Origin of the sequence: Pantoea allii (assembly GCF_002307475.1) — a bacterium.
GTDB classification, from domain to species: domain Bacteria; phylum Pseudomonadota; class Gammaproteobacteria; order Enterobacterales; family Enterobacteriaceae; genus Pantoea; species Pantoea allii.
The window spans coordinates 23,330-45,528 of the sequence record NZ_NTMH01000040.1 but is presented as its reverse complement, the minus strand read 5'-3'; the positions used below and the strand labels follow the sequence as shown (position 1 = coordinate 45,528).

Below are 22,199 nucleotides of genomic sequence, written 5' to 3'. Positions count from 1 at the left end.
ACGCGCGTTACGCGTTTCCTTTCACGTTATGTTTAAGGTCTGCTGCAAAGGATAGCATACGGTTAAGCGGCACCAGCGCGGCTTCCCGCAGGGCCGCCTCCACCTGAATCTCATGAGCCTGACCACCGGACTCCAGCGCATCGGCGATGGCTTTCAGGCCGTTCATCGCCATCCAGGGGCAGTGCGCACAGCTGCGGCAGGTGGCGCCCTCACCGGCTGTTGGCGCTTCCAGCAATATTTTGTCAGGCACCGCCTGCTGCATCTTATAAAAAATGCCGCGATCGGTGGCGACGATCATCTGGGGATGGGGCAAGGTTTTAGCGGCCTGAATCAGCTGGCTGGTTGAGCCAACCGCATCGGCCAGATCCACGATGGCCTGGGGCGACTCGGGATGAACCAATACCGCTGCATCGGGATACAGCGCTTTCATCCGCTGGAGCGCCTGGGTTTTGAACTCGTCATGGACAATACAGGCACCCTGCCAGCATAAAACATCGGCGCCGCTTTTCTGGGTGACGTAGCGCCCCAGATGCCGATCGGGTGCCCAGATAATTTTTTCCCCCAGGCTATCCAGATGTTCTATCAATTCCACGGCAATGCTGGAGGTGACCACCCAGTCGGCGCGCGCTTTTACCGCCGCCGAGGTATTGGCATACACCACCACCGTACGATCGGGATGGGCATCACAAAAAGCGTTAAATTCGTCAATCGGGCAGCCCAGATCAAGCGAGCACTCGGCTTCCAGCGTGGGCATCAGTACCGTTTTTTCCGGGCTGAGGATTTTGGCCGTTTCCCCCATAAACCGCACCCCGGCCACCAGCAGCGTACTGGCGGTGTGATGGCTGCCAAAACGCGCCATTTCGAGCGAGTCAGAGACACAGCCGCCGGTTTCTTCTGCCAGGGCCTGAATCTCCGGATCGGTGTAGTAATGCGCTACCATCACGGCATTGCGGGCTTTAAGCAACGCTTTGATTTTTTCCCGATAAAAGGTTTTTTGCTCGTCGTTCAGCCGGGCAGGCTTGGGCGGAAAAGGATAAACCGCGTTTTCAGGATCGAAGATTGTACTCATGACACCGCTCTCGTTCTGTAAAATTAACGAAAATCGCCAGTTATGGCTTAACAGGACGTAAATACTGCCATCGTGTTTTATATGCTAAACACGATAGCGGAAAAGCGGCGGAGTGTCGTGTTTTATTTCGCGGTCATGTTGAAGAGAGCCCCACCAGGCCCGGCTGTGGTGCTTCCAGCTGGAGTAAAAACGCTTTTACTGCCAGCCCGCCTGCAAAGCCGGTCAGTTTGCCGTTGGTCCCAATGACACGATGACAGGGCGCGACAATCGACAACGGGTTTCGACCGTTTGCTGCCCCCACCGCGCGCACCGCGGCAGGATGACCAATCTGCTCGGCAATTTGCCGATAGCTGCGCGTTTCACCAAAAGGAATGTTCAGTAATGCCTGCCACACTTTTATCTGGAATGCCGTGCCGGCGAAATCCAGTGGTAACGTAAAGCGCTGGCGCGTCCCCGCAAAATATTCGCGCAACTGGGTTTCCGTTTCCTGAAGCACCGGATGGTTATCGTCCCGCTCTACGGGCGATAAGCGAGGATGCCTGCGTACTTCGTCTTGCCACAAAATAGCCGCCAGGCCACGATCGCTGGCAATCAGCGTCAGCTCTCCCACCGGGGTTGTTACAGGTTTGCAGTAATACATGCGGTTCCTCCCATCACAATTCTGTCTGGCATTATCGCATTTTTTTAGCGCTAAACTGGCTGTTTTCGGTCATTACAATAAACTGATGTGCTGTCCGAAAACAGCCAGTCAATCCTTTCTGCCAGCGCTACGCTGTCGCTATTTGCCGGAGAGAAACCATGTTTGATCCAGATACGGCTTACCAGGCGCTAACGTCGCGGGATACGCGTTTTGACGGCGTATTTTTTGTTGGCGTAACCTCAACCGGCATTTACTGTCGCCCGATATGTCCGGTTAAGCCGCCGATGAAAAAAAACTGTCTGTTCTTCAGCAGCGCGGAAGCCGCAGAGAAAGCCCGTTTTCGCCCCTGCCTGCGCTGTCGTCCTGAGCTGGCACCGGGCAATGCGCCCGTAGACAATGCGCACAGAGTGGCCGATCGCCTGGTGCAGCGCATCGAAGAAGGTTTGCTGGAAGAGCATACAGGGCTGGACGATATCGCCACCGAGTTTGGCATCAGCGCACGTCAACTGCGCCGGATTGTGCACCAGGAGCTGGGCGTTACCCCGCTAGAGCTTAAACAGACACGTCGCATGTTACTGGCTAAACAGCTGCTGACCGAAACCACCCTGTCGGTGACCGATATTGCCTATGCCAGCGGTTTTGGCAGTTTGCGGCGCTTTAATGACGTATTCCAGGCCCGCTATCGTATGACGCCGGGTGCTTTACGTAAAACGGCTGCGCAGTCCGTTCAGCAGCCTGGCGATACCATGCAGTTACAGCTCAGCTATCGTCCGCCTTACGACTGGCAGGCGATGCTGGATTTTTTGCAGTTACGGTTGATGAAAGAGATCGAGAGCGTTGAGGGGCAAACCTATCGACGGACCGTCGTGCTGGGTCAATATCGTGGCTGGGTCAGCGTGTCGAACCTTCCGGCTAAGCAGGCGCTCAAGGTCGAGTTCACCCCGTCTCTGACGCCTGTACTTCCAGCACTATTGCGCCGCCTGCGCGATCTTTTTGACCTGAACGCCCAGCCACAACGCATTGCTGCCCACCTGCAGCAAGACCCGCTGCTGGCACAAAGCCTTCATGACTTTCCCGGCCTGCGCGTGCCCGGTGCGTTCGACAGCGTTGAAATGGGCGTCCGCGCCATTCTGGGCCAGCAGGTCACCGTTAAAGCAGCGACAACCCTCAGCAGCCGCTTTGCCCAGGCGTTTGGTGAGCCTTGCTCGACGCCTTTCGCGGACCTGTCTCGCTACTCTGCCCAACCGCAGCGCATTGCGCAGGCGACGGTCGATGAGATTGCCAGCCTTGGCATTGTCAGCGCACGCGCCAGAGCAATTCTGGCCTTCGCTGACGCCTGTGTGGCGGGCAGCTTACGGTTTAACGCCACGCTCACGCCTGATGACATCATGGCGCGTCTGGTGGCACTTCCGGGCATTGGTCCCTGGACGGCCCATTATATCGCCATGCGCGCTCTGCGCTGGCCGGATGCGTTTCCAAAAGAAGATATCGCCATACGGAATAACCTGGGTGGCCTGACGCCCAAGGCCGCAGAAGCGCGTTCACAGCAATGGCGTCCCTGGCGCAGCTATGCTGTGATGCATATCTGGAAAAGCCTGTGATGATCGCACAGCGATTTTGCGATTACGCATAATCAGAAAAATAACCGCATCCTCACTAAACTCCTGCGCCGGACAACCGATAACCAATTTGGCTTAACATCGTTGACATGGGCAGGAGGCAGCAGTCATGGCGTTGCGGTTAGAAAATACAAAAATAGCGCATAAACTCAGTTTGGGATTTGGACTCGTTTTATTGTTAGTCGTGGGATCGGGCAGTATTAGCGTATTACGCTTTAAAAACATCCATGACGTTTATGAACAGAGCAACGTGATTTACGACATCAACATCGATGTATTCCAGGCAAAAATAAACCGGCTGAAGCTGCTGTATGGGGATGAAAAAGCGGGAAAAGTCATGGCAGATTACATTGCTCATGCCTCTCTGCTCACCCAGGATGCTCAGCAGTACCCGTGGCAGCCGGAACAGCAAACCCAGCTTCAGGATATCGCCAGCCAACTCAGCCACTTTCAGAACAGTATCACCGCGATGACGCAAGCCATGCAGGCGCTGGCAGCAACGGGAAAACAGCTCGATCAAGGCAACATACAAAGCCAGTCAACACTGTATGAAGCGTTGATTAAGACCCAGGTGACTGATGCCAGCGTGCTGTTCCAGCAACTTCTTGCCATCAGCCAGTTACGCGACCAGCTTCAGTTACTCCGTTACGATCCCGCTAATGCTGCCGCGCTAGACGTGCAGCTTCAACAGCAATCCAACGCGATTCAGTCCAGCATCACGGCCTTGTTACCGCAGTTGCCGCCAGAAGCACAGACGCAGCTGAACGCATTGTGGAGCGCGACTCTCGACGTGAAGCAACTCAGTGAGCGTTATGCAGCGGGCTTTCGTGCCCTCAACGTGGCGGAGAGCGCGGTTAAAGTAGACGGCGATAAAAGCAGTGCCATTATCAAAAATATTCTGCAGCAGATGAAATCGCAAAACAGCAGCCTGACCAACGGCGCTATCAACCTGACGCTACTGACGGTGAGCATTGCGGTGCTGCTGGGCATCCTGATCGCCTGGCTGATTAGCCGCCAGATTACACATCCGGTGAGAAGAAACCTGATGCTGGCAGAGCGCATCGCCAGCGGTGATTTAAGTGCCACTATCACGCCTGGCGGCCGTGATGAGCTGGGCAAGCTGGCGGGGGCAATGGGGGCAATGAATCACCGTCTGCGGACGATTATTCAGGAAGTGCGCGACAGCGTCTTCACCGTCTCCCAGGCGGCGAGCAGTATCAACAGCGACAATCACAACCTTTCTTCACGGACTGAGCAACAGGCCGCGGCCGTGGTGCAGACCGCGGCCAGTATGGAGCAGTTGACTGTTACCGTTAAGCACAACGCCGACAACGCCCGCCATGCCAGTCAGATAGCGGCTGAAGCCTCTCTGCAGGCTGAACAAGGCGGTGCCGCGGTCAGCGAAGTCGTGCAAACCATGGGCGACATCTCGGCCAGTTCAAAGAAAATTGCCGAAATCACCGCCGTCATTAACAGCATCGCGTTTCAGACCAACATCCTGGCGCTCAATGCGGCAGTTGAAGCGGCGCGTGCCGGTGAACAGGGACGCGGATTTGCGGTGGTGGCCAGTGAGGTACGCAATCTTTCGCAGCGAAGCGCTCAGGCAGCGAAAGACATTGAACGCCTGATCAGTGAGTCAGTCGGTCAGATTACCGAGGGCAACAATCGTGTGGCGCGTGCGGGTGAAAGAATGGGACAGGTGGTGAATGCCATTTCCCGCGTCAATCACATTGTCGGTGAGATCTCTTCTGCTTCTGACGAGCAAAGCCGCGGTATTGAGCAGATTGCCCGTGCAGTATCGGAGCTGGACAGTACCACGCAGCAAAATGCCACGCTGGTCTCCGCGTCTGCCCTGTCCGCTACGGCGTTGGAAGATCAGGCACTGCGGCTTGAAACGCTGTTAAAACAGTTCAATCTGGAGCCGGGTCAAGCGATACAGCGCTAAGCGACTCGCAGTAACACCACGATTACAGGCGCCCGTTGGGCGCTTTTTTTATGGCATTAACGGTAAGGTCGCCCACTGGGTAAGGCTGACGCATCAGACTGAATCGCTTTGCGATTCAGTTGACCCTGCACGTTTTACGCATAGCAAAAAGGCGCCTTTAGGGCGCCTTTCAACATTGGTGGGTCGTGCAGGATTGCCTCGGCCCGTCCGGGCCTCGCCCTTCGGGTGATGCTGGCGCATCAGCCTGAATCGCTTTGCGATTCAGTCGACCCTGCAGCAGGTTCTCATCCTGCACGTTTGACTGCGCAGCCTACAAACGAAAAGAGCGCCCAGTGGGCGCTCTTTTCTGTATTGGTGGGTCGTGCAGGATTGCCTCGGCCCGTCCGGGCCTCGCCCTTCGGGTGATGCTAACGCATCAGCCTGAATCGCTGCGCGATTCAGTCGACCCTGCAGCAGGTTCTCATCCGGCACGTTTGACTGCGCAGCCTACAAACGAAAAGAGCGCCCATTGGGCGCTCTTTTCTGTATTGGTGGGTCGTGCAGGATTCGAACCTGCGACCAATTGATTAAAAGTCAACTGCTCTACCAACTGAGCTAACGACCCGCTCGGGGCTTACAACCGCTCAAACACATTCACCAATGATGCCTGAGATTAAGATGGTGGGTCGTGCAGGATTCGAACCTGCGACCAATTGATTAAAAGTCAACTGCTCTACCAACTGAGCTAACGACCCATCTTAATGGTTGTGAAGCAATACTGAAGGTTCTCTTGGGGAACAACGTCCTGCGGGAGATGGTGGGTCGTGCAGGATTCGAACCTGCGACCAATTGATTAAAAGTCAACTGCTCTACCAACTGAGCTAACGACCCATCTTCAGGCTTGCCAGACACATCTGCAATGTGTCCCGGCAACGGCGGCATATATTACTGATTTACCGAGGTAGCGCAACCCTTATTTTCTGTTAAGGGGTTCAATTGCCTACCTTTCATGCGGCAAGACCAGAAATCACACGATATCCGGTCAAACCTGCACAAATTACATACCAGACAAACGTTTTTGCGCCTGCTTAGCAGATTCGGTATCCGGGTAAAGTTTGATCACCTGTTGATAAACGGCTTTGGCTTTCGCCGTGTCGTTTTTCTCCTGCATGATCACGCCAACCTTTAACAACGCTTCAGCAGCCTTGGGGGATTTTGGATACTGCTTCACCACCGTGGCGTAATAATACGCCGCGTCGTCTTTCTTGCCTTTGTTATAAAACAGTTGTCCCAGCCAGTAATTGGCATTCGGCTGATACGTCGAATCCGGGTAGCGCTTCACCCACGCCTGTAGCGCAGTGATCGCCTGGTCGTACTGTTTTTTCTCCAGAATAAGCGCGACAGCAGCATTGTAATCGCTGTTGGCATCGCCGCTCTGGACCGGCGCACTACCACCGGCTGCCGCTGCACCAGACTCCGTGCCAGAGGCTGCAGCACCCGCACCGGCGCTATCGCTGGCACCGGCGGCTGGCTGACTGGCATTGCTGTTGTTGCTGCTCAGACTGTCGATCTGCTGATAGATCTGCTTCTGGCGCTCAACAACCTGGTTCAGCTGATAGGTATTTTGCTGGATTTCCCCACGCAATGAGTCGATATCCCGCTGGTTATCACTCATCTGCTGCTGCAGTTGCTGCATCAGCTGTGCCTGGGCATTTGAGATTCTTTCAAGACTGGTGACACGGTCTTCGACCGAGCCGGAGCCAACGCTACTGATTGACGCTTGGGCATTAGCGGCCCAGGGGGCCGCTACGCCAATCAGTAACGACAGACTCAACAGGTGATGTCTGAAGTTACTAACCATGTGATTCTCTTAGTATACCAGTACGGCACGACGGTTTTTAGCGTAAGCCGCTTCGTCGTGGCCCAGAACGGCCGGTTTCTCTTTACCGTAAGAAACGATAGACATCTGATCGGCTGACACGCCTTTACCTTGCAGGTACATCTTAACGGCGTTAGCACGACGTTCGCCCAGGGCGATGTTGTACTCTGGCGTACCGCGCTCATCCGCATGACCTTCGATAGTCACTTTGTATGATGGGTTGCTACGCAGGAAGTTAGCGTGCTGATCCAGCATCTGAGCGTAGTCAGACTGAACATCAAATTTGTCCAGGCCGAAGTAAACGATGTTGTTCTGTTGCAGCTGTTGCATCTGCAGACGCGCCTGCTCATCAGAAGACATGTTACCGTTGCCGTTCATGCCTGAGTTCGCACCGTAAGCGCCATCAGCACCTGCGCCAGACTGGTCGTTGTTGTTATTTTTGTGTGAGCTACACGCCGCAACTGCCATGATTGGCAGAGCCAGCATTAAACCCTTCAGTACTTTGTTCAGTTGCATTTGAAAATTCCCATTATTGTTTATTTTTTTGTAATGTCAGAAAGCTCAAACATTACAGGTACGGCGACCAGGCAGGAAATTTGACCTGTCCATCAGTTGCCGGAAGACGCGCTTTGAAACGACCGTCAGTAGAAACCAACTGCAACACAGAACCCATACCCTGAGTAGAGCTGTAGATTACCATGGTGCCATTGGGTGCCATGCTCGGCGTTTCATCCAGGAACGTGTCCGTTAACGTTTGAACGGCTCCCGTTACCAGATCCTGTTTGGCGACGTGTTGAGCACCGCCACTGGTGCTAATCATCACCATTGATTTACCATCGCTGGCCACATCAGCATCCTGGTTTTGAGCACCTTCCCAGGTAATACGCTGTGGTGAACCACCATTGATACCAATCTTATAAATTTGTGGTGCGCCAGCCTGATCAGAGGTGTAAGCCAGAGTCTGGCTATCCGGGAACCAGGTCGGTTCAGTACTGTTGTAGCGACCGTCGGTGATCTGGCGAATCTGACCCGAGCCCAGATCCATCACGTACAGGTTGAGGCTGCCGGTTTTCGATAACGCAAACGCCAGCTTAGTGCCGTCAGGCGAGAACGCCGGTGCACCGTTGTGACGTGGGAATGAGGCAACCTGACGTACCGCGCCGTTAGCGAGCGTCTGGATAACCAGCGCTGACTTACCGCTTTCAAAGGTCACATAGGCCACTTTGCTGCCGTCTGGCGACCAGGCTGGTGACATCAACGGCTGCGGTGAGCGATGCACGACAAACTGGTTATAGCCGTCGTAGTCGGCAACGCGCAGTTCGTAAGGGAACTGACCACCGTTGGTCTGCACGACATAGGCGATACGGGTACGGAACGCACCTTTAATGCCCGTCAGCTTCTGGAACGCTTCATCACTGACGGTGTGCGCCGCATAGCGTAGCCACTGTTTAGTGATTTTATAGGAGTTTTGCGCCAGCACGGTGCCCGGTGCACCTGCAGTATCGACCAGTTGATAAGAAACCTGATAGCTGCCGTCGGCGTTTTGCTGAACCTGTCCTACCACGACAGCATCAATACCCAGCGCGCTCCATGCAGCAGGCTGCACTTCCTGGGGGCTGGTCGGCTGCTGTGGCAGACGAGAGCGGTCGAGCGGATTGAATTTACCGCTGTTACGCAGGTCAGCCGCGACGATGCCACCGATATCTTCCGGTGCCGCGCCTGAGCCAACCCACTTGAACGGAACCACACCGATTGGACGCGCGCTGTTTACGCCCTGGGTGATTTCAATGCGAACCTCTGCATGCAGCATCGCTGCCCACAACAGGATAAAAAAGCCTAACGTTACGCGAAGAGCTTGCTTCATTTTATCTCCCTTATCTGAACCTGAGTCCGCGATAATTGGCACTGTTCCTGAAAACCACGAGTACAACTAGAGTACGGCAAGCTAACCATAGATCAACCTGCCGCAGGTTACTGCATTATTGCGGTCTGAAACGCATCGGTGCGTTTTTAAACACTTCGTACACCGCTTGTGAAGGCGGTTTCGGAATGCGTGCCTGCTTCGCCGCTGCGATTGCGGCCTGGCAGAGAGCCGGATCGCCCCCTTCTGATTTCACATCAATCAGCATACCGTCAGGCGCTAGTTTAATACGTAAGTCACAGCTTTTACCGCTATAAAGATCCGCATCGTAAAAACGGCTCTGAATAGCACTGGTAATCTGCCCAAGATAAGCATTCACCTCGGCCCCAGAGGCACCCGCTTTTTTCTGGTTGCCCTGTCCGGCTGCTCCACCGGACGCCCCGCTTTTCGGCGCATTCTTACCGGACGCTAAGCCGCCCAGCAGATCATCAACGTCGCTGTCATTGGCTGCATCCGCTGCGGCTTTGGCTTTGGCCTCCGCTTTGGCTTTCGCGTCTGCTTTCGCTTTCGCCGCAGCATCGGCTTTGGCTTTTGCTGCGGCTTCCGCTTTTTCTTTCGCTGCTTTTTCTTTGGCTTCCTGAGCGGCCGCGGCTTTGGCTTCCGCGGCAGCTTTGGCTTCTGCGGCCTTGGCTTCTTTAGCCGCTTCCGCTTTAGCCTGCTTCGCCGCTTCCGCCTTGGCCTGTTTAGCGGCCTCGGCCGCTTCGGCTTTGGCCTGCTGTTCAGCCTGCTTCTTCGCTTCTGCTGCCGCGGCTTTCGCCTGTTGCTCGGCCTGCTTCTTCGCCTCTGCTGCGGCCTGCTTAGCGTCTTCCTGAGCCTTTATTTTCGCGTCAGCGGCCGCTTTGGCCTGCGCATCGGCTTCCGCTTTAGCATCCGCTTTGGCTTTCGCTGCAGCCGCTTCTGCGGCTTTCTGTTGTGACTCGGCCTGTTTCGCGGCGGCTTCCGCCGCCTTCTGCTGTTCAGCCTGGGCTTTCGCCTGCTGTTTCGCGTCTTCCTGTGCCTGTAAGCGCTCTTTTTCCAGCTCTTTCAGCCGCTGCTGTTCAGCCGCCTGTTTCTGCTGTAGCTCTTCGGCCTGCTGCTGTGACTGTTTCTGGCGCTGCTGTTCCGCGCGCTGACTGTCACTTTGCTGATTCTGCTGACGATTATATTGATCAACCACCGCACCGGGATCGACCATCACCGCCTCGATATCGCTACCGCCGCCACCGCCGCTGGCTTCGATATGCTCATTAAACGAGCTCCATATCAGCAGGGCAATCAGCACGATATGCAGAATCACCGAAATGATTATCGCGCGCTTTAACTTTTCGTTTTGCTCGGTTGCCTTCGACACACTCGGTTCCCAAAAACGGTTCGACTTTAAATCGGCTGCGTCATCAAACCGACAGATTTAACCCCAGCCTGATGCAACAGGTTCAGCGCCTTAATGATTTCATCATAAGGCACCTCTTTCGCACCGCCGATCAGGAAGACAGTTTTCGGATTCGCTTCCAGACGACGTTGCGCTTCACTAATCACCTGTTCCGGTGGTAGCTGCGATAAACGATCGTGATCCACCACCATGCTGTATTGGCCGACACCCGACACTTCTACAATCACGGGAGGATTATCATCGCTGGAAACCGTTTTAGAATCCGTCGCATCCGGCAAATCCACTTCCACGCTTTGGGTTATGATTGGGGCTGTCGCCATAAAGATCAGCAACAACACCAGCAGAACGTCCAGCAGCGGAACAATGTTGATTTCCGACTTTAGCTCGCGGCGACCGCGACCACGCACTCGGGCCATCATTTACCTCTGTTTACTTAGCGCTGTCGCTGGAAAAGGCCTGACGATGCAGGATAGCCGTGAACTCTTCCATGAAGTTGTCATAGCCCTGTTCCAGTTTATTCACGCGCTGGTTCAGTCGGTTATACGCCATCACCGCTGGAATCGCCGCGAACAAACCGATGGCAGTAGCGATCAAGGCTTCTGCGATACCTGGCGCAACCATCTGCAACGTTGCCTGTTTTACCGCTCCGAGGGCAATAAAGGCATGCATGATCCCCCACACCGTACCAAACAGACCGATATACGGGCTGATGGAACCGACGGTGCCAAGGAAAGGAATATGGTTTTCCAGCGCTTCCAGCTCACGATTCATGGAAATGCGCATTGCCCTGCTCGCCCCTTCCACTGCGGCTTCAGGTGCATGGTTGTTGACTCGATGCAGACGCGCAAATTCTTTGAAACCGGCGTAAAAAATTTGCTCTGAGCCTGACAGCTCTTCGCGACGCGCCTGGCTTTCCTGATAAAGGCGAGAAAGCTCAACGCCGGACCAGAATTTGTCTTCAAAGGCGTCAGCTTCCCTTCCCGCCGCATTCAGAATACGCGTGCGCTGGATGATGATTGCCCATGAAGCAATCGAAAAGCCGATCAAAATCAACATGATAAGTTTGACCAGAAGGCTCGCCTTCAGGAACAAATCAAGAACGTTCATGTCAGTCACTGCTTGAACTCCGCGACAATAGACTTGGGAAGCGCAATCGGCTTCATTAGGTGTGGGTTGATGCAGGCAATCAGGACCTCTGCCTCATTGAGCACTTTGCCTTCTGCATTCACGATACGCTGGGTGAATGTCATCGTCGCCCGGGTCATTGATGTCACTTCGCTCTGAATTTCCAGAAGATCGTCAAGACGCGCCGCCGAAAGATAGTCCACCGTTATGCGCCGTACCACAAAAGCAATCTGCTGTTCTAACAGCGTCTGCTGATTGAAATGATGCTGACGCAACATTTCGGTACGTGCTCGTTCATAAAAAGCGATATAGCTGGCGTGATAAACCACACCACCGGCATCGGTATCTTCATAGTAGACCCGAACCGGCCAGCGAAACAGCGTTGTACTCACTCTACATCCCGGCCTCGTTTTAAACGTTGCTACTATACGCAAGACAATTGGGGTTGGGAATGGGCTGCCAGGGCCAGGAGAAAATAATTATCAGTTGGTTACAACCGGAAGGCTTTAATGGAGGCTTCTTGACCAGACGCTGAAGTAAACTCACGTTTCAGCGCGTTATGCTGCCAGGCAGTCAGAGATAAAACCGGCTCACCCCCCACAAGAGTACCACCAGGGCAGGTAAAGGGGTAAAAAAAGCGCGCCAGCGCAATCGTCGCGGCTGAAACCCGGTGCCGTGAATAACGCCCGTGCACACCGCCCAGATAAGCAACATCCCCTGCCACAGCAGAATGCCGCCTGAGCCACTGGCAAAGCGCGCGGGATTCCATAACAGGCATCCCGCCAGCCAGAGTGCCAGAATCAGTGAAAGGGCCCGGAACGGACCCTTATCCATCAGACGATACGCCGTCTGAATCAACCGGCCCATCAGGGTTGCCGATCCGACGTCGCGCCGTCTTCAATATGCTCTATGGCCAGCGCCGTGATGATACCAAAGGCGCACGCCAGCAAGGTGCCAAGAATCCAGGCAAAATACCACATGTGTTGACTCCTTAATCAGTACAGTGAGTTGCTGTTGCTTTCAACATGCTCTTTGGTGATGCGGCCAAACATCTTCCAGTAACACCAACTGGTGTAGAGCAGGATGATGGGCACAAAAATTATCGCGGCAAAGGTCATGGTTTTCAGCGTCAGCAAACTGGATGTCGCATCCCACATAGTCAGACTGGTGCCCGGTACCGTGCTGGAAGGCATAATGAACGGAAACATGGCAATACCGGCCGTCATGATGACGCAGGCAAGCGTCAGTGAAGAGAACACAAACGCCCATGCGCTTTTGTTCATCCGTGAGCACAGCACCGTCAGCAGGGGCAGCACAACGCCCAGCAGTGGGAACAGCCACAACACAGGATGCTGCTGGAAATTCACCATCCAGGCACCGGCTTCACGCACCACGGTTTTGCCCAGCGGATTAGAAGCGGCATAGTGATCAAGCGTGCTGGTCACCACATAACCCGCAATACCGTACTTCACCCACAAACCAGCCAGCGCAAAACACACCATCATTACCAGTGTGGCGATCTGTGCGGTGGTACGTGAACGCAGATAGAGTTCGCCGGTTGTCCGCATTTGCAGATAGGTTGCCCCCTGCGCCAGTATCATCGCCACGCTGACCACACCGGCCAGCAGGCCAAACGGGTTCAGCAACTGGAAGAAGTTTCCGGTGTAGTAAAGGCGCATATACTCATCGGCGTGAAACGGCACGCCCTGCAACAGGTTGCCAAAAGCCACGCCAATCACCAAAGGCGGTACGAAGCTGCCGATAAAAATGCCCCAGTCCCAGGCCCCACGCCAGCGCTTGTCTTCAATCTTTGAGCGGTAATCAAAGCCTACCGGACGGAAAAACAGCGAAGCCAGCACCAGGATCATCGCCACATAAAACCCTGAAAACGCGGCGGCATAAACCATCGGCCAGGCAGCAAACAGCGCACCACCTGCGGTAATTAACCAGACCTGGTTGCCGTCCCAGTGCGGCGCAATAGTATTAATCATTACCCGACGCTCGGTATCGGTTCGGCCTAACAGACGCGTTAACATGCCGACGCCCATATCGAAGCCATCAGTGACGGCAAAGCCTACCAGCAAAATGCCGATCAGCAGCCACCAGACAAAGCGCAGAACTTCATAATCAAACATGGCGGTTCTCCTTATCCACGTACCGGCTGAACATTTTTCGCCATCTGCTCATGGTGATAACGACCCGTTTTCAGGCTGCTTGGCCCCAGGCGGGCAAATTTAAACATCAGATACATCTCGGCCACCAGGAACAGCGTATAGAGGCCGCAAATCAGCCCCATTGAGAACAGAATATCCCCAACGGTGAGCGACGAATTCGCCACGGCCGTAGGCAGCACCTCACCTATCGCCCAGGGTTGACGGCCATATTCTGCGACAAACCACCCTGCCTCAACCGCAATCCACGGCAGCGGAATGCCATACAGCGCGGCTTTAAGTAACCAGCGATTTTTGCCGATGCGATTACGAATGACGCTCCAGAACGACAGCGCGATAACGCCGAGCAACAGCACCCCACAGAGCACCATGATACGGAAAGCAAAATACAGCGGTGCCACGCGCGGAATGGAATCCTGCGTTGCCTGTTTGATTTGCGCCTCGCTGGCATCAGAGACGTTTGGCGTATAGCGCTTCAACAGCAGGCCATAACCCAGATCTTTTTTACTGTGATTAAACGCCTCACGCACGGCCGGGTCGGTATTGCCGCTGCGCAGCGCGTTTAGCAGTGCATAGGCTTTCATGCCGTTTCGAATGCGCACTTCATGCTGGGCCATCAGTTCTTTCAGACCGGTTACGGGCGTATCCGTTGAGCGGGTAGCAATCAGCCCCAACAGATAGGGAATCTGAATGGCGTAATGATTCTGCTGCGATGCCTGATCGGGCAAACCGAACAGGGTAAACGCGGCCGGTGCGGGCTGGGTGTCCCATTCGGCTTCAATGGCAGCCAGCTTGGTTTTCTGAACATCCCCCATCTCGTAACCTGACTCATCACCTAGCACGATGACGGACAGTATGGCTGCCATACCAAAACTGGCGGCGATGGCAAAAGAGCGTTTAGCAAAAGCCAGATCTCGCCCTTTCAGTAAATACCATGCGCTGATGCCCAAAATGAACATCGCACCTGTGGTGTAACCCGACGCGACAGTGTGAACAAATTTCACCTGGGCAACCGGATTTAACACCAGCTCCGAGAAGCTCAGCATCTCCATGCGCATGGTTTCAAAATTAAACTCAGAGGCGATGGGGTTCTGCATCCAGCCGTTTGCTACCAGAATCCACAGTGCAGACATGTTGGAGCCCAGCGCCACCAGCCAGGTGACAGCCAGGTGCTGAACTTTACCCAGACGATCCCAACCGAAAAAGAACAGGCCAACAAAGGTAGACTCAAGAAAGAATGCCATTAATCCTTCAATGGCCAACGGCGCACCAAAAATATCGCCGACATAATGAGAATAGTAAGACCAGTTGGTGCCGAACTGAAACTCCATCGTCAGCCCGGTTGCCACGCCCAGCGCAAAGTTAATACCAAATAACTTGCCCCAGAATTTCGTCATATCCTTATAAATTTGTTTACCGCTCAGCACATAGACCGTTTCCATTATTGCCAGCAAAAACGCCATACCGAGCGTTAATGGGACGAAAAGGAAATGGTACATCGCCGTTAAGGCAAACTGTAAACGCGACAGCTCGACAATATCTAGCATAATGACTCCTTGCTCCTCACCTTAACTCTGTATCCGTACAGACTGAATAAGAGTCAGGAACGACTGATTATTGATTCCAGTTTTGTCATCGACAGGACAGATCTGTGTGCGGCCTGGGATGAGGGCGTAACGGTTAACAGAAACCTGTGAAACACCAATGCAGCAGCGTGGCTCAAACGTTTAACGAGTAATAAATGAAAAATTGATGCTTTCCCGTATTTGTACAAACGTATGAATATTTTTTTAAAAGGCTGGATTGATGCAGCGCAATTTAAGCGCTTAACCGCATCCTTTGCTAGCAGTAAAGTTTGTTATAAATGACAGAAAATTGATTTGGAATAATGAAATGAGATGGGAAATATGTTCTCACGAAGACTTTGTTAAAAAACTGTCATCGGGTAATTTGCTTTTCTATAAATATTTAACTTTATATCTTATTGAATAACTTTTTTTGCGGCCAGGAGGAAATCCTGAGCCAAATTAATAATAGCAAACATCACAGGAATACTTAAGATTATTTTATGTTATTTATGGGCGGTACTAAAATTAACCACGCGGTGCCGTGGATTATTCAATGCAAAGACGTAAAAAAGCCACCCGAAGGTGGCTCTGTGATAATACTCAGGCCTGTTATTTGGCTGGCAGGACGGCTTTAACGGCATCGCCGATATCAGCCAGACTGCGTACGGTTTTCACGCCTGCCGCTTCCAGCGCAGCAAACTTCTCGTCTGCTGTACCTTTACCACCGGCAATGATGGCGCCAGCGTGGCCCATACGTTTGCCTTTCGGGGCCGTTACGCCAGCAATGTAGCCGACAACCGGTTTAGTCACGTGCTCTTTAATAAAAGCAGCGGCTTCTTCTTCAGCGCTACCACCGATTTCACCGATCATGACGATCGCTTCCGTCTGTGGATCGTCCTGGAACATTTTCAGGATGTCGATGAAGTTAGAACCTGGGATCGGGTCACCGCCAATACCAACGCAGGTTGACTGACCGTAACCGATATCGGTGGTCTGCTTAACGGCTTCATAGGTCAGGGTGCCTGAACGCGATACGATACCAACACGGCCCGGCTGATGAATGTGGCCTGGCATGATACCGATCTTACATTCGCCTGGGGTGATCACACCTGGGCAGTTTGGACCGATCATGCGTACGCCCGCTTCATCCAGCTTCATCTTCACGGTCAGCATGTCCAGCGTCGGGATGCCTTCGGTGATGGTGATGATCAGCTTGATACCGGCATCGATGGCTTCCAGGATACCGTCTTTGCAGAACGGTGCCGGAACATAGATGACGGTTGCCGTTGCGCCGGTCGCTTCCACCGCTTCACGTACGGTGTTAAAGACTGGCAGGCCCAGATGCGTGGTGCCGCCTTTGCCTGGCGTAACGCCGCCAACCAGTTGCGTGCCGTATGCCAGCGCCTGCTCAGAGTGGAAAGTCCCTTGTCCGCCGGTGAATCCCTGGCAAATGACTTTGGTGTTTTTGTCGATCAAAATGGACATTATTTACCCTCCGCAGCAGCAACAACACGCTGTGCCGCGTCTGTCAGACTGGTTGCTGCAATGATGTTCAGACCACTGTCCGCCAGTTTCTTAGCGCCCAGTTCAGCGTTGTTACCTTCCAGACGTACCACGACCGGTACGTTAACACCCACTTCTGCTACTGCACCGATGATGCCGTCTGCGATCAGGTCGCAACGTACGATGCCGCCGAAGATGTTAACGAATACCGCTTTCACGGCGTCGTCAGACAGGATGATTTTAAAGGCTTCGGTTACGCGCTCTTTGGTCGCGCCGCCGCCCACATCCAGGAAGTTCGCTGGCTGGCCACCGTGGTGCTTAACGATGTCCATGGTACCCATTGCCAGGCCTGCGCCGTTAACCATACAACCGATGTTGCCTTCCAGCGCAACATAGTTCAGTTCCCACTGTGTCGCGTGCGCTTCACGAGGATCTTCCTGGCTTGGATCGCGCATTTCACGCAGCTCTGGCTGACGGAACAGGGCATTGCCATCGGCACCCAGTTTGCCATCCAGACAGATCAGGTCGCCCTGCTTGGTGATCACCAGCGGGTTGATCTCAACCATCGCAAGGTCACGCTCCAGGAACATGGTGGCCAGACCCATGAAAATTTTAGTGAACTGGCTGACTTGCTTACCGGTCAGGCCCAGTTTAAAGGCTAACTCACGGCCCTGATAAGGCTGTGGACCGGCTAAAGGGTCCAGCGCCATTTTGTGGATCAGGTGTGGCGTTTCTTCAGCCACTTTCTCGATTTCCACGCCGCCTTCGGTCGAGGCCATAAAGATGACACGACGCGTCGCACGGTCAACCACGGCGCCCAGGTACAGCTCCTGATCGATATCGGTCGCGGCTTCAACCAGAATCTGGTTTACCGGCTGACCATTGGCGTCAGTTTGGTAGGTTACCAGACGTTTGCCCAGCCAGTTTTCGGCAAAAGCACGGATGTCTTCTTTACTGTTAACCACCTTCACACCGCCCGCTTTACCGCGGCCACCGGCATGAACCTGACATTTAACTACCCACGGGCCTGCACCGATTTTCGATGCTGCTTCTTCTGCTTCACGTGGTGTAGTACAGGCGTAGCCGGTCGGTGCTGGCATGCCATACCGTGCAAACAGCTGTTTAGCTTGGTATTCGTGTAAGTTCATGATGTTCTATCCATTCAGATCTGAAAAGAGTATTGAGGTTGGGCACGCAACGCGTGCCCAGTGATGAATCAGACATCCAGCAGCAGACGCGCCGGATCTTCCAGCATCTCTTTCACTGCGACCAGATAGCCGACAGATTCACGGCCATCGATTAAACGGTGATCGTAGGAGAGAGCCAGGTACATCATTGGCAGGATCACAACCTGACCATTGACCGCCATTGGACGATCTTTGATGGCGTGCATGCCCAGAATCGCGCTCTGTGGCGGGTTGATGATTGGCGTAGACATCAGTGAACCAAACACACCACCGTTGGTGATGGTAAAGTTACCGCCAGTCAGATCCTCAACCGTCAGCTTGCCGTCACGGCCTTTTAGAGCCAGTTCTTTAATTTTCTTCTCGATGTCAGCCATGCTTAACGCATCAACATCACGCAGTACCGGTGTCACCAGGCCACGTGGCGTAGAAACGGCAATGCTCACATCGAAGTAGTTGTGGTAAACCACATCTTCGCCATCGATAGAGGCGTTGACTTCAGGGTAACGCTTCAGCGCTTCCACGACGGCCTTGATGTAGAACGACATAAAGCCCAGACGCACACCGTGACGCTTCTCGAACGCATCGCCGTACTGCTTACGCAGGTCCATAATGGGCTTCATGTTGATTTCGTTGAAGGTCGTCAACATGGCGGTGCTGTTCTTGGCTTCGAGCAGACGCTCCGCAACACGCTTACGCAGACGCGTCATCGGTACACGTTTTTCGCTGCGGTTAGCCACTGGCTGCTGAGCAGCAGGTGCCGACGCGGGCGCTGCGGCTTTATCTGCCTGCGGTTTGTTCGCCAGATGCTTTTCAACATCTTCACGGGTTAAACGTCCACCCACGCCGGTGCCTTTGATCTGCGAAGCATCAAGATTATGCTCGGCAATCAGGCGGCGGATAGCCGGGCTCAGTGCGTCACTGCTCTCTTCTTCCAGAGAAGCCGTCTGACGCTGAGATGGCGTCGATTCATTGCTTTCCGCTTTGGCACTGCTTTCTTTGCCAGCACTGTTGCCTTCTTTCAGGCGACCCAGGATCTGACGGGAGGTAACCGTTGCCCCTTCGTCTTCCAGCACCGCTTCCAGCACGCCATCGGCAGAAGCTGGCACTTCCAGCACGACTTTGTCAGTTTCAATTTCGACGATGACTTCATCGCGACTTACTGCATCGCCTGGTTTCTTGTGCCAGGTTGCTACTGTGGCATCTGCAACCGATTCAGGCAGGTCGGGAACGAGAATATCTACGCTACTCATTATCTTTCCTTTTAATTAATTGACGTTCAGAGCGTCATTAACCAGGTCTTGCTGCTGTTGTTGGTGTACGGACATATAACCCACGGCCGGTGAAGCCGATGCCGGGCGACCTGCATAGCGCAGCGTGGCACCGAACGGCACGACATCACGGAAATGATGCTGGCTACAGTACCAGGCGCCCTGGTTCAGCGGCTCTTCCTGGCACCAGACAAAATCCTGTACGTGAGAATAAGCTTTTAATGCTTCCTGTACCGCCTGATGCGGGAACGGGTAAAGCTGTTCGATGCGCACGATGGCAACATCGTTTTTCTCGTCTTTACGACGCTGTTCCAGCAGATCGTAGTAAACCTTACCGGAACACATCACGACGCGCTTAACGCCTTGCGGGTCCAGATCGTCGACTTCGCCAATCGCAGGCTGGAAACTGCCATTCGCCAGTTCTTCCAGAGAAGAGATAGCCAGCGGGTGACGCAACAGCGACTTCGGCGACATCACCACCAGCGGACGACGCATACCACGCAGCGCCTGACGACGCAGCATGTGATACACCTGAGCCGGTGTTGAAGGGACACAAACCTGCATGTTCTGCTCGGCGCAGAGTTGCAGATAGCGTTCCAGACGTGCAGAGGAGTGCTCCGGGCCCTGACCTTCGTAGCCATGCGGCAGTAACATCACCAGGCCACACATACGGCCCCACTTCTGTTCACCAGAGCTGATGAACTGGTCAATAACAACCTGAGCACCGTTAGCAAAGTCACCAAACTGCGCTTCCCAGATGGTCAGCACGCGTGGCTCTGCAGTGGCATAGCCATATTCAAACGCCAGCACCGCTTCTTCAGACAGGACCGAGTCCCACACTTTGAACTCGCCCTGGCTGTTATGAATATGATGCAGCGGCGTATAGGTTGAGCCGTTCGCCTGGTTGTGAACAACTGCATGGCGATGGAAGAAGGTACCGCGACCGGAGTCTTCACCCGAGAGGCGAACCGGAATCCCTTCATCAACCAGGGTTGCGTAGGCCAGATTTTCTGCTCCGCCCCAGTCGAACGCTTTCTCGCCTTCGGCCATCAGCTTACGATCGTTGTAAATCTTGGCAACGCGTGCCTGTACTTCAATCTGTTCAGGGACCTGGCTGATGCGTAATGCCAGTTCCTTCAGGCGTTTCATGTCAACCTGTGCCGGGTAAGGCTCATCCCACTCGTGGTTCAGGTAAGGCGACCACGTGAACGAATGCAGGCTCATTGGACGCCATTCAGGCACCACGCATTCGCCCGCATCGAGCGCATCGCGGTACAGATTCACCATTTCGGTGGCATCTTCCTGAGAGGCAACACCTTCACCTTCCAGACGATCGGCGTAGATTTTACGCGGCGTCGGATGCTTTTTGATTTTCTGGTACATCAACGGCTGCGTTGCACTTGGCTCATCCGCTTCGTTGTGACCATGACGGCGATAGCACACCAGATCGATAAACACATCGCGTTTAAAGGTATTGCGATAGTCCAGCGCCAGACGTGTTACAAAAGCCACCGCTTCCGGGTCGTCAGCATTGACGTGGAAAATCGGGGCCAGCACCATTTTGCCGATGTCAGTACAGTACGGGGTTGAACGCGCGTCTTTCGGGTTGGAGGTGGTAAAACCAACCTGGTTGTTAATGACGATGCGAACCGTACCGCCGACTTCATAGCCGCGCGCCTGAGACATGTTCAGCGTTTCCTGAACGACGCCCTGGCCAATAACCGCAGCATCACCGTGAATGGTGATAGGCAGCACTTTATTACTGACCGGCTCAGCCAGACGATCCAGACGAGCACGCACCGATCCCATGACCACCGGGCTGACAATTTCCAGGTGAGACGGGTTAAACGCCAGCGCCAGATGCACCAGGCCGCCTTCGGTTTCAATATCCGAAGAGAAGCCCATGTGATATTTCACATCACCAGTGCCCAGATGCTCTTTGTGCTTGCCAGAGAATTCGTCAAACAGATCCTGTGGCTTTTTACCCAGTACGTTAATCAGTACGTTAAGACGGCCACGGTGCGCCATCCCCAGTACCACTTCACGTGTGCCGTTTTTGCCCGCATGACGAATCATTTCACGCAGCATCGGCACCAGCGCATCACCGCCTTCCAGCGAGAAGCGTTTCGCACCCGGGAATTTCGCGCCCAGATATTTTTCAAGGCCTTCTGCCGCGGTCAGCTCTTTCAGGAAACCTTTTTTCTCTTCGCCACTGAATGAGGTCTGGCTCGCACCGGATTCAATACGCTGTTGAATCCAGCGTTTCTCTTCGGTGTTATTGATGTGCATGTATTCTGCACCAATAGAGCCACAGTAAGTCTGCTTCAGCGCGTCGAACAGATCGGCCAGCTTCATGGTTTCTTTGCCAATGGCAAAAGAACCTACGTTAAAGCTTTCCTGAAAATCGGCGTCGGTCAGATCGTGAAAGGCGGGATCGAGATCGGCAACACGGTCCTGTTTCCACAGGCCAAGCGGATCGAGATTGGCTTCCTGATGTCCGCGAAAACGAAACGCGTTTATCAGTTGCAGCACTTTCACTTGTTTGGAGTTGGTTGCCGGATCGGTGACTGAGGAGGTGTAACGAGATGCGTCTTTCGCCAGGCGACGGAAATATTCGCGAGTCGCGGAGTGGAACTGCTCAGGTTTCACTCCCGTGCCTGGTAACTGTTGGAACATCGAGCGCCACACTGCATCCACAGAGTCAGGATCGGTCAGGAAATCCTCATAGAGTTGCTCTATGTAAGACTGATTCGCGCCGGCCAGCCAGGAGGAGTCCAGCCAGGGCTTCATCGCGCTGTTCTGCATTGTGATCCCTTAAGCAATGTTATGCTTTTTTGAGGTTTCATTTGTTGCCGCTTTCGCGGTTAGCCGTAGTGAGTTCAGCGATACGAGCACTGTGCGCAGCGCGCGCCCGGCCCGTAAGGGAACCTTTGTAAACGTGGTCGGAACCGCGTTT

At 54.0% G+C, this 22,199-nt stretch carries 19 protein-coding genes, 3 tRNA genes and 2 other RNA genes; 2 read left to right on the top strand and 22 right to left on the bottom strand.

The genetic code is table 11. The features are described from left to right. Positions 1 to 7: 7 nt before the first annotated feature. Positions 8 to 1,069, bottom strand: coding sequence for a quinolinate synthase NadA (gene nadA, locus CMR03_RS17260; protein WP_063878806.1), 1,062 nt, complete (start codon positions 1,067 to 1,069; stop codon positions 8 to 10). A 133-nt stretch (positions 1,070 to 1,202) separates the two neighbouring features. Next, positions 1,203 to 1,709: a methylated-DNA--[protein]-cysteine S-methyltransferase gene (locus tag CMR03_RS17255; RefSeq protein ID WP_096012134.1), complete on the bottom strand. Its 507-nt coding sequence runs from the start codon at positions 1,707 to 1,709 to the stop codon at positions 1,203 to 1,205. Between the two features lie 158 nt (positions 1,710 to 1,867). On the opposite strand from CMR03_RS17255, the gene CMR03_RS17250 reads away from it, so the two are divergent. Together CMR03_RS17250 and CMR03_RS17245 are read left to right on the top strand one after the other, a co-directional pair. Beyond that, complete coding sequence (locus CMR03_RS17250) at positions 1,868 to 3,310, top strand: AlkA N-terminal domain-containing protein (protein ID WP_096012133.1); 1,443 nt, start codon at positions 1,868 to 1,870, stop codon at positions 3,308 to 3,310. A gap of 127 nt (positions 3,311 to 3,437) precedes the next feature. Further along, positions 3,438 to 5,273 carry a methyl-accepting chemotaxis protein gene (locus CMR03_RS17245; RefSeq protein ID WP_096012132.1) on the top strand — a complete coding sequence of 612 codons (1,836 nt, stop codon included), beginning with the start codon at positions 3,438 to 3,440 and terminating at the stop codon, positions 5,271 to 5,273. Positions 5,274 to 5,449: 176 nt separating this feature from the next. On the opposite strand, the gene CMR03_RS17240 is transcribed toward CMR03_RS17245, so the two are convergent. From CMR03_RS17240 to sucA, 20 genes are all read right to left on the bottom strand, one after another. Beyond that, positions 5,450 to 5,582, bottom strand: a non-coding RNA gene (locus tag CMR03_RS17240) — RtT sRNA. A gap of 43 nt (positions 5,583 to 5,625) precedes the next feature. Then, positions 5,626 to 5,758: non-coding RNA, RtT sRNA (locus tag CMR03_RS17235), on the bottom strand. A gap of 43 nt (positions 5,759 to 5,801) precedes the next feature. Then, positions 5,802 to 5,877: transfer RNA gene (locus CMR03_RS17230), tRNA-Lys, on the bottom strand. 54 nt (positions 5,878 to 5,931) lie between these two features. Then, positions 5,932 to 6,007 (bottom strand) — tRNA-Lys (locus CMR03_RS17225). 60 nt (positions 6,008 to 6,067) lie between these two features. Then, positions 6,068 to 6,143: transfer RNA gene (locus tag CMR03_RS17220), tRNA-Lys, on the bottom strand. A gap of 166 nt (positions 6,144 to 6,309) precedes the next feature. Beyond that, positions 6,310 to 7,113 carry a cell division protein CpoB gene (cpoB, locus tag CMR03_RS17215; RefSeq protein ID WP_096012131.1) on the bottom strand — a complete coding sequence of 268 codons (804 nt, stop codon included), beginning with the start codon at positions 7,111 to 7,113 and terminating at the stop codon, positions 6,310 to 6,312. Positions 7,114 to 7,122: 9 nt separating this feature from the next. After that, entirely contained in the window at positions 7,123 to 7,647 is a 525-nt protein-coding gene (gene pal, locus CMR03_RS17210) for a peptidoglycan-associated lipoprotein Pal (protein ID WP_063878801.1), read from the bottom strand. Positions 7,648 to 7,699: 52 nt separating this feature from the next. Continuing rightward, entirely contained in the window at positions 7,700 to 8,995 is a 1,296-nt protein-coding gene (gene tolB / locus CMR03_RS17205) for a Tol-Pal system beta propeller repeat protein TolB (RefSeq protein WP_063878800.1), read from the bottom strand. A 115-nt stretch (positions 8,996 to 9,110) separates the two neighbouring features. Beyond that, positions 9,111 to 10,382, bottom strand: coding sequence for a cell envelope integrity protein TolA (gene tolA / locus CMR03_RS17200; protein ID WP_096012130.1), 1,272 nt, complete (start codon positions 10,380 to 10,382; stop codon positions 9,111 to 9,113). Between the two features lie 26 nt (positions 10,383 to 10,408). Further along, positions 10,409 to 10,837 carry a colicin uptake protein TolR gene (gene tolR / locus CMR03_RS17195; RefSeq protein ID WP_014606291.1) on the bottom strand — a complete coding sequence of 143 codons (429 nt, stop codon included), beginning with the start codon at positions 10,835 to 10,837 and terminating at the stop codon, positions 10,409 to 10,411. 13 nt (positions 10,838 to 10,850) lie between these two features. Continuing rightward, on the bottom strand, positions 10,851 to 11,537 hold the full coding sequence (tolQ, locus tag CMR03_RS17190; RefSeq protein WP_063878797.1) for a Tol-Pal system protein TolQ: 687 nt from the start codon (positions 11,535 to 11,537) through the stop codon (positions 10,851 to 10,853). Further along, positions 11,534 to 11,938 carry a tol-pal system-associated acyl-CoA thioesterase gene (gene ybgC, locus CMR03_RS17185; RefSeq protein WP_063878796.1) on the bottom strand — a complete coding sequence of 135 codons (405 nt, stop codon included), beginning with the start codon at positions 11,936 to 11,938 and terminating at the stop codon, positions 11,534 to 11,536. The genes tolQ and ybgC overlap by 4 nt, the downstream gene beginning before the upstream one ends. A 181-nt stretch (positions 11,939 to 12,119) precedes the next feature. Further along, complete coding sequence (gene ybgE / locus CMR03_RS17180; protein ID WP_096012129.1) at positions 12,120 to 12,413, bottom strand: cyd operon protein YbgE; 294 nt, start codon at positions 12,411 to 12,413, stop codon at positions 12,120 to 12,122. After that, complete coding sequence (gene cydX, locus CMR03_RS17175; protein ID WP_063878794.1) at positions 12,413 to 12,526, bottom strand: cytochrome bd-I oxidase subunit CydX; 114 nt, start codon at positions 12,524 to 12,526, stop codon at positions 12,413 to 12,415. Before cydX ends, ybgE begins: the two co-directional genes overlap by 1 nt. Positions 12,527 to 12,541: 15 nt before the next feature. After that, a complete protein-coding gene (cydB, locus tag CMR03_RS17170) occupies positions 12,542 to 13,681 on the bottom strand; it encodes a cytochrome d ubiquinol oxidase subunit II (protein ID WP_063878793.1) in 1,140 nt (379 codons plus the stop codon). An 11-nt stretch (positions 13,682 to 13,692) separates the two neighbouring features. After that, entirely contained in the window at positions 13,693 to 15,264 is a 1,572-nt protein-coding gene (cydA, locus tag CMR03_RS17165; RefSeq protein WP_063878792.1) for a cytochrome ubiquinol oxidase subunit I, read from the bottom strand. Positions 15,265 to 15,894: 630 nt separating this feature from the next. Next, a complete protein-coding gene (gene sucD, locus CMR03_RS17160; protein WP_013025067.1) occupies positions 15,895 to 16,770 on the bottom strand; it encodes a succinate--CoA ligase subunit alpha in 876 nt (291 codons plus the stop codon). Beyond that, positions 16,770 to 17,936, bottom strand: coding sequence for an ADP-forming succinate--CoA ligase subunit beta (sucC, locus tag CMR03_RS17155; RefSeq protein ID WP_013025065.1), 1,167 nt, complete (start codon positions 17,934 to 17,936; stop codon positions 16,770 to 16,772). The genes sucD and sucC overlap by 1 nt, the downstream gene beginning before the upstream one ends. Positions 17,937 to 18,004: 68 nt before the next feature. After that, the gene (odhB, locus tag CMR03_RS17150; RefSeq protein ID WP_096012128.1) at positions 18,005 to 19,225 is read right to left on the bottom strand and encodes a 2-oxoglutarate dehydrogenase complex dihydrolipoyllysine-residue succinyltransferase; all 1,221 of its coding nucleotides are present in this window, start codon (positions 19,223 to 19,225) and stop codon (positions 18,005 to 18,007) included. Positions 19,226 to 19,240: 15 nt separating this feature from the next. Next, a complete protein-coding gene (gene sucA, locus CMR03_RS17145; protein ID WP_063878790.1) occupies positions 19,241 to 22,048 on the bottom strand; it encodes a 2-oxoglutarate dehydrogenase E1 component in 2,808 nt (935 codons plus the stop codon). Between the last annotated feature and the right edge of the window lie 151 nt (positions 22,049 to 22,199).